General features: G+C 40.5%; 12 protein-coding genes. 8 read left to right on the forward strand and 4 right to left on the reverse strand.

Features of this window, described 5'->3' with window-relative positions; translation table 11 throughout:
- The first annotated feature begins 108 nt into the window (after positions 1-108).
- From EWV66_RS22315 to EWV66_RS22330, 4 genes are all read left to right on the forward strand, one after another.
- On the forward strand, positions 109-285 hold the full coding sequence (locus tag EWV66_RS22315; protein WP_167341558.1) for a hypothetical protein: 177 nt from the start codon (positions 109-111) through the stop codon (positions 283-285).
- A gap of 27 nt (positions 286-312) precedes the next feature.
- On the forward strand, positions 313-561 hold the full coding sequence (locus EWV66_RS22320) for a type II toxin-antitoxin system PemK/MazF family toxin (protein ID WP_223210312.1): 249 nt from the start codon (positions 313-315) through the stop codon (positions 559-561).
- Positions 562-723: 162 nt separating this feature from the next.
- Complete coding sequence (locus tag EWV66_RS22325) at positions 724-1,536, forward strand: hypothetical protein (RefSeq protein ID WP_052277488.1); 813 nt, start codon at positions 724-726, stop codon at positions 1,534-1,536.
- Positions 1,537-1,833: 297 nt separating this feature from the next.
- Positions 1,834-2,376, forward strand: a complete 543-nt coding sequence (locus EWV66_RS22330; RefSeq protein ID WP_002786420.1) for a peroxiredoxin — start codon at positions 1,834-1,836, stop codon at positions 2,374-2,376.
- Between the two features lie 71 nt (positions 2,377-2,447).
- On the opposite strand, the gene EWV66_RS22335 is transcribed toward EWV66_RS22330, so the two are convergent.
- Positions 2,448-2,612, reverse strand: a complete 165-nt coding sequence (locus EWV66_RS22335) for a hypothetical protein (protein WP_002786421.1) — start codon at positions 2,610-2,612, stop codon at positions 2,448-2,450.
- Positions 2,613-2,756: 144 nt separating this feature from the next.
- Between EWV66_RS22335 and EWV66_RS22340 the strand changes: the two genes are divergently transcribed.
- On the forward strand, positions 2,757-4,097 hold the full coding sequence (locus tag EWV66_RS22340; RefSeq protein ID WP_287107326.1) for an AAA-like domain-containing protein: 1,341 nt from the start codon (positions 2,757-2,759) through the stop codon (positions 4,095-4,097).
- A 450-nt stretch (positions 4,098-4,547) separates the two neighbouring features.
- On the opposite strand, the gene EWV66_RS22345 is transcribed toward EWV66_RS22340, so the two are convergent.
- Positions 4,548-5,486, reverse strand: coding sequence for a WD40 repeat domain-containing protein (locus EWV66_RS22345; RefSeq protein WP_185237475.1), 939 nt, complete (start codon positions 5,484-5,486; stop codon positions 4,548-4,550).
- Positions 5,487-5,937: 451 nt separating this feature from the next.
- Here EWV66_RS22345 and EWV66_RS22350 point away from each other — a divergent pair, with 451 nt between their 5' ends.
- Positions 5,938-7,068 (forward strand): glycosyltransferase family 4 protein, encoded by a 1,131-nt coding sequence (locus EWV66_RS22350; protein WP_052277491.1) that lies wholly within the window; start codon positions 5,938-5,940, stop codon positions 7,066-7,068.
- A gap of 257 nt (positions 7,069-7,325) precedes the next feature.
- The gene (locus EWV66_RS22355; RefSeq protein WP_052277492.1) at positions 7,326-8,396 is read left to right on the forward strand and encodes a glycosyltransferase family 4 protein; all 1,071 of its coding nucleotides are present in this window, start codon (positions 7,326-7,328) and stop codon (positions 8,394-8,396) included.
- 221 nt (positions 8,397-8,617) lie between these two features.
- Here the strand turns inward: EWV66_RS22355 and EWV66_RS22360 are convergent, their stop codons facing one another.
- On the reverse strand, positions 8,618-9,571 hold the full coding sequence (locus tag EWV66_RS22360) for a DNA-methyltransferase (protein ID WP_052277493.1): 954 nt from the start codon (positions 9,569-9,571) through the stop codon (positions 8,618-8,620).
- Positions 9,572-9,926: 355 nt separating this feature from the next.
- On the reverse strand, positions 9,927-10,709 hold the full coding sequence (locus tag EWV66_RS22365; RefSeq protein WP_052277494.1) for an MBL fold metallo-hydrolase: 783 nt from the start codon (positions 10,707-10,709) through the stop codon (positions 9,927-9,929).
- Positions 10,710-11,213: 504 nt separating this feature from the next.
- Between EWV66_RS22365 and gnd the strand changes: the two genes are divergently transcribed.
- On the forward strand, positions 11,214-12,641 hold the full coding sequence (gene gnd, locus EWV66_RS22370; RefSeq protein WP_072927396.1) for a decarboxylating NADP(+)-dependent phosphogluconate dehydrogenase: 1,428 nt from the start codon (positions 11,214-11,216) through the stop codon (positions 12,639-12,641).
- The last annotated feature ends 273 nt before the right edge of the window (positions 12,642-12,914 follow it).

Below are 12,914 nucleotides of genomic sequence, written 5' to 3' on the forward strand. Positions count from 1 at the left end.
CTCTGTGTAAGACAGTACATGGTTTTTTAACTGTGGTATGCGACGGTGGTGGAAGCAGAAACTTAAATCGTGAGGTTTAGGAATCGCCGCACTTTTAGGGCGGCGAGGATGTCAACTGGGGAACGTTTACGATTGGCCACAATCATTCTCAATGAACTTGTCGGACAACAACAACAACCATCGCTAGATCAGAGTGATACCTGGACTGAGGAGGATGAGATCGATCTTGTCAATTTTTCCCTAAACTATGCGGCCAAAACTTTCTCTGATGTGGAGGGGGGTTAATTGGTGACGTTTTCCACTGGAGATGTGGTGACAGTTGATTTTCCCGGTGTGACAGGAATTAAGCGCCGTCCGGCTGTGGTTTTGTCATCAGAGACTTACCACTCTCTTCGACCTGATGTAATAGTTGGACTGATCACAACTCAGTCAAAAGTGCTAGGAATTACTGATTATGCGCTTCAGGATTGGGTCTGGGCAGGGTTACGGGTCGCTTCGATATTTCGTTGTTTTATCGTAACTTTGCCACCATCTGCAAATTTAGCTGTGATTGGACATTGATCAGAGCGTGACTGGCAAGGAATCAAGGCTTGTGTTAGAATTTCCCTCACAAGTTTGGAGGAAACAAAACCCTAGTCGATTACCTAATCTTCTTTTTTTATAGGAGGAGAGAAGATTTTGAAAAAATTAGTCAATGTTACTCACTAATTGGGATAATAAGTTATGAATGGATTAGGAACAAATTCTCAAGCTGGTTGGTTAAATATAGAGCAGGAATTAGTCTTACTTTTAACGGCAACAATTAATGTTAAAGGTATGCCGAATGCCTATCCAAATGTTCCTGAACAAAGACAGGAAGATTACTACAATTCCCTGAAGTATTATATTAATTTTCATCCTCGTATCAAAAAAATACTATTTGTGGAAAATTCTGGTTGGCCTCTTGAGCGACTGCAAGAAACGACTCAAGAAAATCCCCATAACAAACAAATTGAGTTTATTTCACTAGATGCCAATGATTTTCCTCGTGATTTTGGCAAAGGTTACGGCGAAACCTTATTAATAGAGGAGGGAATTTTAAAATCAGCACTAATAAAAGAGTCTTCTTATATTGCCAAGATAACTGGGAGAATTTATCTGCTTAATATGACCGATATTTTAGAGGCGATTAAACATCAATTTGAATGTTTGTGTGATTTTAAGTGGCCAATTTTGCAACAATTACGGAACAAACAAAATAATCCTTCTTATGCAGATACTCGTTTCCTTGTCTTTAGCAAATACTTCTATGAAAGATACCTGCAGCCGATGCACAAAAATCATCAGCAGGGTTGTTTTTATAGTGAACATCGATATTATCAAGCTATTAATTTAGCATCACAATCGGCTAATGTTTGTAAAAGGTTTCCGGTTGAACCGAAATTTTCTGGTATTGCGGGACATTTTGAAGGAAAAGACTATAATAGTCGTTCCGAACAGTTGAAATACGCAATTCGTGTCTTGACTCGTCAAACTATGCCTTGGCTATATCTGTAAAGGGTCGTGCTTAGTGGTGTATCAAAGTCAGTGGAGCCTCAACCACGGAAAAGGTAGCGTTTGACCCCGTTGTGAAGCAGTGAAATTTTTGTGGCAATAAGGCAGTAAAAGCTGTAAAATAAGCGCACAGGATGCTGGATTTTCAGAATTTTATCTTTTCGCTTCCCGTACCCTGTGAACTAGGAAAGCCTTACTTTGCAAAGGTTTTACACCAATTGTGGATGCAAAATTCCCTTGCGCATTTCACTACATGGAAAAAACTACCAAAAGCTGATAACTGATAACTGATAACTGATTATGTCTCGTCGTCAACTGTTGAGTTTTTTAATTGCAGTAATTCTGGCATTTTTTGCCTTTATTCCCGATGCTAACGCCTTAGGAGGCCCCCAACCCCCTTTAAATCAACCGGCACCCGATTTTACCCTACCGACTAACACGGGAGAAGGAAATATTTCCCTATCGGACTATCGGGGTAAGTGGGTAGTTTTGTATTTTTATCCCAAGGATTTTACCCCTGGCTGTACCCTAGAAGCGCGGCGTTTTCAGCAGGATTTGCCGAAATATATGGCTAAAAATACGCAGATTTTAGGGGTAAGTGCCGATGATGTCGATTCTCATGCGGAATTTTGTGACTCGGAGGGTTTAAAATTTCCTTTGCTGGCAGATACTACCGGAGATGTTAGTAAAGCTTATGGTTCTTGGATGGGTTATGTTTCCCTGCGTCATACCTATCTTATCGATCCCGATGGGATTTTAAAAGAGATTTATTTAGGGGTAAATCCTGCCATTCACAGTGCCGAAGTTTTAGCACGTTTAGAGGAATTACAGGCGATTTCATAAAAAAAATCCCGACCACGATTTTTTCATCGGTGGGGGATACACAGTAATAACCTTAACCGAGATAATCAGTACTAATTGCAATTATCGTCCTTATCACCCTTACAGTCACGGTTTTGTAAACTTAGCGGCCAAGAGGAATGGTCAAAATGGTTATCTTGACTATTAACCGCTAAAGTGTGAGGAATTGAACCTAACAGCAAGGAGGCCACAACAAACAAGGTTAACGAGATTTTCATGGTTTTACTCCCTTAGACACCATCAGGTAATTGACCTATTTTTACCATAGAGCGTTTTCTCTCGGATGTCAGTCCCATTGCCAAGAGGGAAAAAGGGGTTAACATGGAAAAAAAGGGAATATAAGTAGAATAAAGTAGAACGGGATGAAACCACAGGGATGGGACGAGTTTCTCAAACATCTAGCTAGAGAATACGGTGTTCAAGGCAAATTAAAGGAAATTTTTTTGGTTCGTTTTGCCTACGAAAATTGGCGCAAACCGGATGAGGAAATTTGGGAAATGGCCGAGGCTGCCAGCCATGAAACCTATAAAAAACAGATGACTAAAATCTATAGCTATTTCTCGGCAGATAAAGATAATGGCTGTCCCGAACTCGAATTAGGTAGTAAAGGGCCGGGTAAGTTCCAAATCCTCCGAGAATGGTTCAAAGATATCAAATATCCTGAATGTAAAAATCACCCCACCCCGATACTAGCAGAAAAATCAGTTATAGATACTTATATTAGCCGCCCTCCCGTCGAAAGCGACTGTTATCAAGAAATTAATCGTCCAGGGTCACTTATTCGCATTAAATCCCCCGAAAAGACTGGTAAAACTTCTCTCCTGAAACATCTGCTCGCTCAGGCAGATAGTTGGGGACATAGCACAGTTTATATTAATTGTCAAGTGGCAGAAAAGGCGATGTTTGCCAGTTTAGACCGATTTTGTCGTTGGTTTTCGGCAAATGTCAGCCGAGAATTGGGTTTAAAGCCTCAATTAGATGAATATTGGGACGAGGAACTATTTGGCAGTTTAATCAGTTGTCAAACCTATTTTCAGTCCTATCTTTTGGAACAGATTAACGGGCCTGTTTTTTTGGCCCTAGATAATTTAGACAGAATTTTCGAGTATCCCGACATCGCTAGGGATTTTCTGCCGCTTTTGCGCTGTTGGCACGAAGAAGCTAATAATTTAGAAATCTGGCAGAATTTGCGGTTAGCGATTGCTAATTCCACGGAAATCTATATTCAATTGGACGCTAATCAATCTCCCTTTAATGTCGGCCGTGCGATTAAATTACCCGGTTTTAGCCTCGAACAACTGGAAAACTTGGCTAGTAGCTACGGATTGCCTAAAAATGAAGATAATCAGCGTTTTATCCAGGATTTAATCGCTCTAGTTGCTGGTCATCCCTATCTTAGCCGTTTGGCCCTGGAAGCGCGGGTGCGCGGGGAAAAAAATATTCTCCCTAATGCTGCTACCCAAGGGGGAATTTATGCGGCACACCTGCGTCATCACTGGGATAGTCTGCAAAAACAGCCGGAATTATTGACAGGGATGGGGGAAGTGGTTAATTCTTCCGATAAGGGAGCGCGATTAGAACCGATTACTGCCTATAAACTGGAAAGTATGGGTTTAATTCAGTTAAAAGGCGATCTAGCCCAGCCTAGCTGTCAATTATATCAGCTTTACTTCCGAGAGGAACAAACCGGCAGCGATCTCTAGTAGATAATTATACTAAATCCGTTGAGTACAGGCCAGTTATGAGGAGAGGCACTCATGCAAAGGGGAATAAATAATCAGTTTTTAATAACCGGATTTAGTATCACATTTGCAGAAATATCGACAATCAGCAATTATTAGTGACTCTTAAATTATTACAAATATATCAGCAGCTGCGTGTAAGCATCCCACCGAAAAGCTCATGCGCTCCGGGGTTCGGGTAGGGTTGATTCATGAATCAACCCTACGATGAATCAACCCTACGATGAATCAACCCTACGATGAATCAACCCTACGATGAATCAACCCTAGGGGTTTGGGGGGTAGAACTCCCCAAGAGTCGGGATTGAGTAATAAAATCGGAAGTAACGATCAATTTTGGCAGATAGTTTGCCTTTAAAAATCCCAACTTAGTAGATTTACAAAAATGAGATGCACCCGCTCAAAGATTGTTCAACTTGCTAAAGATTGGAGTTCGGAAGTGCCATAAACTCTAACGATTTTATCTTGGCAGGCCGTGGCGATATAATTACCGTCGGGACTAAAACAAACGGAATAGATTTTTTGGGGATGGGGAATAGAAATAATGGCTTTTCCTGCTTTTAAATCCCATAATTTTAATCTTTTATCATCACTACCACTGGCTAATAGTTGATTATTAGGACTAACACTAACTGAATTGATATGATCACTATGTTCGCTGAGAGTTTTTACCTCTGTACCTCTTTTAATATCCCAGATTTTAATAGTTTTGTCTTTGCTGCCACTGGCTAAAAATTTGTTATTACTGCCGAAATCTACCGATAAAATACCTCCAAACCAATCGGAATGACCTTTTAAGGTAATACTGCTTTTTTCTGCCAGATTCCAGATAATTACCGTTTTGTCATTTTCGCCGCCACCACTGGCTAAAAATTGACCATTTTGACTAAATTTAACTGTTAGGACTTTATCGCTATGACCTTGTAAAGTAGAAAGAATTTCTCCAGTTTTTACTGACCATATTTTCACCGTTTTATCTTCACTACCACTAGCAATAATTTCCCCATCGGGATGAACAGCTACTGCTGTAACTTTATCTTGGTGTCCCGTTAAGGTAGAGATTAATTCTTTAGTTTCCAGTGACCAAATTCTTACAGTTTGATCATCTCCTCCACTAACCAAAAATCCTTGACAGGGACTAAAAGCAACAGAGTTGATTCCCTTATCCCACCAACCGGCTTTTTCATGTCCTTGTAAACTAAATTTTTGATTCTTTTGCCAATCCCAAACAATAACAGTTAACTCGTTATCTCCACTAGCTAAAAATTGACCATCTTGGGAAAAAATTAGACATTTAACCTCACCTTCATGGCCTTCTAAAGATTTAAAAGATACTAAGGGATTAAACATAGTAAAGACATTAGTTAATCAAGATTTTTCGGCATTACCCGATGTTAGTGGTTCTGTAGGGGACTACTTCATCCCTGAGATAACTTTTTCCGCTCACCACAAGTACGGAGAAGCTATTGTTCCCTGATTATAACTAATTACAGTGTTTCTCGTCAAGGAGATGCAGCTAATCTAAGGATAGCCTATTAAAATAGGTCTTAGCTTATAAGTACCCGTTGACAATCATAGTAATAGGGTAGGTGAGGGGACAATAATCGAAAAAATTGCCCGATAAATTAAGTATTCCCTGTAACCTAGCCCAAAAAAGCTGCTATTTAGGGACGTTATAGGGTAAGATTAACTATTAGGGTGGAGTTTATTGCCGATTTTAATCTTGTCCTAAGCGAGCAAAATTGACAATTGAATCTGTAATTTTAAAAATATCTATCCCGTCAATCTTATCTAACCGCAAATGCTTAAAATTTTAGTTGATGGTACACCGATAAGACAGAATCCTAGTGGAATTGGATTATATGCTTATCACCTGATTGCCGAATTAGCTAAATTACAAAACCAAGAAAACTTTTCCCTGTCCCTCTGTTTTCAACCATCGGTAAAAAACTGGCTGCGGGGTAATCTTTCTATTCCTGAAAAACTACAATCCTATCCAGAGGTTAAATGTTTACCAATTCCCGTCAGTCTTAGCAATATCTTAACCCGATTTCCTAATCCTCTAATTCCCTATCTAGAAAACTTTCTTGATTCTCCCGATATTCTCCACGGATTGGATCATGTGGTGTATCCTTGTCGTCAGAGTCGCAAAGTTATGACTATTCATGATGTTACTTTTATTAAATATCCTGAGTTTGTCACGGGGATTGTCAAAACCTACACCCAACGGATTAAACAATCTCTACAATGGACAGATTTAGTTATTGCTAACTCCGCAAGTACCAAACGAGATATTATCGAATATTTAGATGTGAACCCAGAGAAAATTTTTGTTACTCCCCTCGCAAGTCGTTATTCTTCTCTCCCCAATCCTCCCTCATCCCGAACTATCACTAAACCCTATTTACTCTTTGTTAGTACCCTAGAACCACGAAAAAATATTATTAATCTCATCACCGCTTTTAACTATCTCAAGGACAGGTATAAATTAGACCATAATCTGATTCTGATTGGCAAAAAAGGATGGAAGTATCAACCAATTTTCGATAAAATATCTCAGTCTCCCTTCCGAGATAGTATCCAACATCTTGATTATCTTGCTGATGACTTAGTTGCGGATTATTATCAAAAAGCTGATGTTTTTGTCTATCCTTCCTTTTATGAAGGTTTTGGATTACCAGTTTTAGAAGCGATGACTTTAGGTTGTCCTGTGGTAACTGCTAATACTGCATCCTTACCCGAAGTCACCGGAGACTCGGCAATATTAATTAATCCCGATAATCCCCTAGAAATTGCCGCAGCAATCTATCAGGTGATTAGTGATACCTCTCTCCGTCAAGAATTAATCACTAAAGGAAAAAAACAAGCAGTAAAATTCTCTTGGCAAAAAACCGCACAAGCTACCATAAAAGCTTATCGTTCTCTTTTATAATAAGTAAGTAGTTATAATTAAATTGAAGATGGATCCCCCCTTAATCCCCCCTTGATAAGGGGGGTGCTGATACCCCCTTAATCCCCCCTTGATAAGGGGGGTGCTGATACCCCCTTAATCCCCCCTTGATAAGGGGGGTGCAGATACCCCCTTAATCCCCCCTTGATAAGGGTGGTGCAGATACCCCCTTAATCCCCCCTTGATAAGGGGGGTGTCTGACAACTTTTAACACCTACCTACTTAACTAGCTAATATCTATGAATAGGAATCATCAATTATTAATCAATCTCGCTTTTCTCGGTACTAAATATACTGGATTGACTACCTATACTAAAAATACAATTCCCCAATTAGCTAACTTAAATCCTACCCTAATCACTTCTAATAGTTACCCAGATTTTAACACCTATCCTGTGTCGGCAAACCTCACCCAAGAGCAGGGAACCAAAGGCAATATTAGGCGCTTAATTTGGACAGAAACCCAACTCTATCAAACCTATCAACAATTGAAGTCTTCCCTGCTATTTACCCCCATTCCCGAAGCACCTATTTATGAAAATTGTCGCTATATTGTCACAGTTCATGATTTAATTCCCCTGCGATTTCCAAAATTTTCTCCCCTAACTTTTTATAATAAATACTATTTACCCCAAGTCCTGAAAAAAGCCACACATATTATCGCTGTTTCCCAAGCAACTGCCGCCGATATTAATAAGTTTTTTAACATACCTATTGACAAAATAACCGTGATTCTTTCTGGATATGATTCTGATAATTTTCGTCCTCTAAATCTGGCGACTCGTCCCTATTTTCTCTATCTTGGTCGTTATGATCCTCATAAAAATCTCGGTCGTTTAATTACTGCTTTTTCCCAAATCTATCCCGAATATCAATTATTAATTGTCGGTCAATTTGACCCCCGTTTTACCCCGGCTCTACAGCAACAGGTAGAAGCATTATCAATCTCTCAACGAGTGCAATTTTTAAACTATGTTTCCTATGAAGAATTGCCGCAACTTTTAAACCAAGCAACTGCTTTAGTTTATCCCTCCCTTTGGGAAGGTTTCGGATTACCTGTACTAGAAGCGATCGCCTGTGGAACTCCTGTGATTACTTCTAATCTTTCCTCTCTCCCAGAAGTCACAGGAGAGGCGGCAATTTTAATTAATCCCTATAGTATCGATGAGATGAGAGAGGCAATGCAGCAAATCGCTACTGATGAACAATTACGCGTAAAATTAAAATTCTTGAGTCGCCAACGCGCCGAGCTTTTTAGTTGGGAAAAAACTGGTCAAGAAACCGCCACAATTCTGCAAAGTTTTCTCTAAAAATGGTGACAAAAAAACTTATCAATCATTGTCAGATGAGTTATACTAAATCCGTTGAGTAACGCACAGAAAACGGGTTTCTCGGAGAAACCCGTTTTCTACTCATGCAAAAGGCAACAGGGGGAATAAATAATCAGTTTTTAATAACCAGATTTAGCATCAACTCATAGTAGATGGATTCATGAATCCATCTACCTGGGGGGGAGATTCAGTGTTACTTCCTATATATTATTGTGCCATTCTTCGGGAATTTGAGCAACTTTTTCCTTACCATTAGGCTGATGAATAGGTTTTCCTAAAGGACGAATTTTGAGATTTCCTTGCCAATAATCGGTGATTCTTTCCCTAGCAATTTTCACATATTCTGCTTCTTTTTCACTCCCCATCACTCGACGATTGTGCATAATACTAGCAATCAGAGAAGTTCCGACTCCAGCAAAGGGATCAAAAACCCAATCCCCCTCATTTGTCAAGGCTAAAACACATCTTTCTACTAATTCGATTGGATATTGACAAGGATGAATAGTTTTCTCTGGATGATTAGATTTAACGTTAGGAATATCCCAAAGTAACTCATCCCATTCTTGTGCTAAAAACTCCCAAACATCGCTGGGATTTTTCCCTAAAGGATTACCAGAGGGTTTACCGATATTTTTACCTTTAAAATGACGCTTACCGGGATATTTAGCGGGGATTCTCACTGGATCAAGATTAAAGGTGTATTTATCGGTTTTTGTCAACCATAAAATAGTTTCATATCTGCCAGAAAATCTTTTAGAGGTATGTAATCCATGACCAAAATGCCAGACAATTCTATTTCTTAAAAAGAAACCCATTTGTTTAAATAGCTGATAATAAAAAATATCTAAAGGATAAACTTCTCCCTCTTGAACGAAATTTCCCACCTGCCAGCAAATACTGCCATTATCTTGCAAGATTCTAGAGAATTCTCGCATAATTTTGGTTTGGGTTTCCAGATAAGTATCCAAAGAGATTTTTTTTTCGTAGTCTTTTCCTAAATTGTAGGGAGGAGAAGTAATAATCAAGCTCACAGAATTATCTGGTATAGTCTTGATAAAATTATTGCTATCTCCTTGATAAAGAATTATTTCGGCATCAGGTTGATAAAAGTCTCGCACTGATTTGGATTGAGAAAATAAGGGCAACTGATTCATAGACAATTTAGCAGAGAAGAGCCACTTTTAATTAGGGTTTGCGGCAAAAAGTTTTTCCTAGGGGTAGGGTGTGGGGTGTGGGGTTTTACCCATTTTACATCCAATATTCAAGAGAGCCAGTTTTTTCAAACAATTAATGTCATCTGTAGCAGGCAAAGATAAGTAGCTGGTTATAATTAAATTAGAAATGGATTTTAGGTTCGATCCCCCCTGCCCCCCTTGATAAGGGGGGTGCCGATAGGCGGGGGGATCTGAAAGTTTTTAATACCTATCTACTTATAACAAAAATTCTACTTTTTTAGATAAAAATCGGGAAGAAAGTTTTAACTTTTTTCTATTCTTCCCTTAACTCAGATTAGCTCAAACCCGGAACGCACTCGCCTAATTCCACCGTAAAAGGTTGCCAAGGACGAGGATCAATTACCTTTGTCGGCAAGTCATGGGATGTTAATAATTCTTGAAAGGATTCGGGACTACCCCCAGCACTTAACACCGCCATCAATAATCCTTTAAACTCGATATCACCACCGGCAGCCGTAGAAATAATATATTCGGGCTGCAAGCGTTGACAAACTGCTAAGGCACTTTCTTGTCCTTTGATTACCGGTCCGAGGAAAGGTATTTTTAAGTCAATCAAAGGAGTAATAATCACGGAGATTTTACCAAGAGAATCGAGGCTAGGAGAATGATAACCGTGGGGTTCGTAGTAGATACTCTGATTTGTCGCTAATTCCTTGATAACATAACCATTTTCCACTAGAGTCGGCCCGATTGGAGAACCGGGGACAGCAGTAATTTCGATCGCATTGTCAAAGATATAACTAGAGCCGTGGGTTAAAGGGATGCGATGGGTATAATTAAGCGCTCGAACCACTTTTTCGGCATTAGGAGAAGCCACCACGGGAATTTGGCGATCAAGTACCTGTAAAGTAGGAGGATGGGCGTGATCTTCCAAACCTTGGGAGAGAAGAATCAGATCGATATGTTCGGGAATGGCATGATTAGCGGTTTTTTTGCCCTCAAATAGCCAAGTTAAATTACCAAAAGTCAAGGAACCTACCAACCAAGGATCGAGAAGCAGGCGTTTTCCCCCGATTTCGATTAACCAAGAATTACTATCAAGCCAAGTTAACTGCATATAACAAGAATGAGGATTTTCTTAATTTAATTTAACATTAGCATTAATTTTTCTGCGCTTGGGGGTTTTTCAGTCATCAGTGAATGCCATTTATAGCAGTTATCTTAATGGTGAGGTAGGAAGTCTCTGGTTTTAGGGAACGGGCAACAGTAGCCAGTCGTCTGGGGATGATACCAAATTAAGTAGCTGGTTATAATTAAATTAAAAATGGATTTTAGGTTCGATCCCCCCTGCCCCCCTTGATAAGGGGGGTGCCGATAGGCGGGGGGATCTGAAAGTTTTTAATACCTATCTACTTGGATTACACTTCATCTTGAGGAGAAACGCTGTAACACTCCTCACTTAATGCTGTTCACTGAAAACCCAAATCTGATCACTGATTACTGATTACTGATCACTGATCACTGATTAGTCAAGGCTTAAGAAATAGGGAAAGTTTAGCTATCTTAGGGAAAGTAGGCGCTAAAAGGGGAAGAAGAACGCATCAGCCAAGACTGAATTTCTATGACTAAACGTACCTTCGGTGTTATCGGACTAGCTGTCATGGGAGAAAATCTCGCTCTCAATGTGGAGAGTCGGGGTTTTCCCATCGCTGTTTACAATCGCACCGCCAGCAAAACTAAAGAATTTATGGAAACTCGCGCCGTCGGCAAAGATGTCAAGGCGGCCTATAGTTTAGAAGAATTCGTCCAAATTTTAGAGCGTCCCCGCAAAATTCTGGTCATGGTAAAAGCTGGCCCGCCGGTGGATGCCGTGATCGAACAATTAAAACCCCTTCTCGAAGAAGGAGATATGATTATCGATGGCGGTAACTCCCTCTACGAGGACACGGAAAGACGCACCCGCGACCTAGAATCGACCACTAAACTGGGTTTTGTCGGCATGGGAGTCAGTGGTGGCGAAGAAGGCGCTCTGCACGGTCCTTCCCTGATGCCGGGGGGTACAGAGTTCGCCTATCGGGAATTAGAGCCGATTTTAATTAAAATTGCCGCCCAAGTCGATGATGGTCCCTGTGTCACCTATGTGGGATCTGGTGGTGCGGGCCATTATGTGAAAATGGTTCACAATGGCATCGAGTACGGCGATATGCAGTTAATTGCGGAAGCCTACGATGTACTGAAAAATGGTCTAGGATTAAGCAATCAGCAGTTACAGGAAACTTTCGCCGAGTGGAACCGCACCGATGAGCTTAATTCTTATTTAATTGAAATTACCGCCGATATCTTTAAGTATGTTGACCCGGAAACTGGTCATCATCTGATAGATTTAATCTTGGATTCGGCGGGACAAAAGGGAACAGGACGCTGGACTGTATTAAGTTCCTTGGAGTTGGGGGTGCCAATTCCGACCATTTATGCTGCGGTTAATGCTCGCGTGATGTCCGCTTATAAGGATGAACGGGTGGCAGCCGCCAAAGAGTTACCCGGACCTGGGGAAACCTATCCGGGGGATGCGGCACTATTTGTGGATAAGGTGCGTGATGCTCTTTACTGCTCGAAAATGTGTTCCTATGCCCAGGGTATGGCTTTAATCGCTAAAGCTTCTCAGGAGTTTAACTATAATATCAGTCTGCCGGAATCGGCCCGGATTTGGAAGGGCGGCTGTATTATTCGGGCCGGTTTCTTGGATAAAATTCGCAAGGCTTTTGCGGAAAATCCGGGCCTGCCGAATTTGTTGTTAGCGCCGGAATTTAAGCAAAGTATCCTCGATCGCCAAGAAGCTTGGCGTGAGGTGTTAGTCTTAGCTAATAAGTTGGGAATTCCCGTCCCGGCTTTTAGTTCTTCTTTGGACTATTTTGATAGTTATCGTCGGGCCAATTTACCGCAAAATCTCACCCAAGCACAACGGGATTATTTTGGCGCTCATACCTATGAACGTACCGATAAACCCAGAGGTGAGTTTTTCCATACGGAATGGATGACTGAATTGTAAGGCTATCTGATATTTTCTCCCCTTTTTATTTCCGTTAAAAAGGGGAATTTTTGGGCGATATTTTTCTGATTAAGAGTTAATACCAAATCCGTTTTTAATAGTGTGATTAACTCTCAAGTTATGAATTGTTTCTCCCCACACCCCCCCGATGTCGGGTAGGGCTGTTTCATTCTCCCATCAGAATATCAAAAGTAAAAGCGATCACTGTCTTTGTAAAATGAGAAGTGAACGCGAACTTTTGAAAGATATGTTGAGCTTAATAGAAAAACTAAA

This window comes from Microcystis sp. M_OC_Ca_00000000_C217Col, assembly GCF_007095585.1.
GTDB lineage: Bacteria > Cyanobacteriota > Cyanobacteriia > Cyanobacteriales > Microcystaceae > Microcystis > Microcystis panniformis.

What these genes read in the sequence shown, in the direction of transcription:
- EWV66_RS22315 (WP_167341558.1), top strand. Translation starts at nt 109, where the DNA reads ATGTCAACTGGGGAACGTTTACGATTGGCCACAATCATTCTCAATGAA.
- EWV66_RS22350 (WP_052277491.1), top strand. Translation starts at nt 5,938, where the DNA reads ATGCTTAAAATTTTAGTTGATGGTACACCGATAAGACAGAATCCTAGT.
- EWV66_RS22345 (WP_185237475.1), bottom strand. Translation starts at nt 5,486, where the DNA reads ATGTTTAATCCCTTAGTATCTTTTAAATCTTTAGAAGGCCATGAAGGT.
- EWV66_RS22330 (WP_002786420.1), top strand. Translation starts at nt 1,834, where the DNA reads ATGTCTCGTCGTCAACTGTTGAGTTTTTTAATTGCAGTAATTCTGGCA.
- EWV66_RS22340 (WP_287107326.1), top strand. Translation starts at nt 2,757, where the DNA reads ATGAAACCACAGGGATGGGACGAGTTTCTCAAACATCTAGCTAGAGAA.
- EWV66_RS22355 (WP_052277492.1), top strand. Translation starts at nt 7,326, where the DNA reads ATGAATAGGAATCATCAATTATTAATCAATCTCGCTTTTCTCGGTACT.
- EWV66_RS22325 (WP_052277488.1), top strand. Translation starts at nt 724, where the DNA reads ATGAATGGATTAGGAACAAATTCTCAAGCTGGTTGGTTAAATATAGAG.
- EWV66_RS22335 (WP_002786421.1), bottom strand. Translation starts at nt 2,612, where the DNA reads ATGAAAATCTCGTTAACCTTGTTTGTTGTGGCCTCCTTGCTGTTAGGT.
- EWV66_RS22365 (WP_052277494.1), bottom strand. Translation starts at nt 10,709, where the DNA reads ATGCAGTTAACTTGGCTTGATAGTAATTCTTGGTTAATCGAAATCGGG.
- EWV66_RS22360 (WP_052277493.1), bottom strand. Translation starts at nt 9,571, where the DNA reads ATGAATCAGTTGCCCTTATTTTCTCAATCCAAATCAGTGCGAGACTTT.
- gnd (WP_072927396.1), top strand. Translation starts at nt 11,214, where the DNA reads ATGACTAAACGTACCTTCGGTGTTATCGGACTAGCTGTCATGGGAGAA.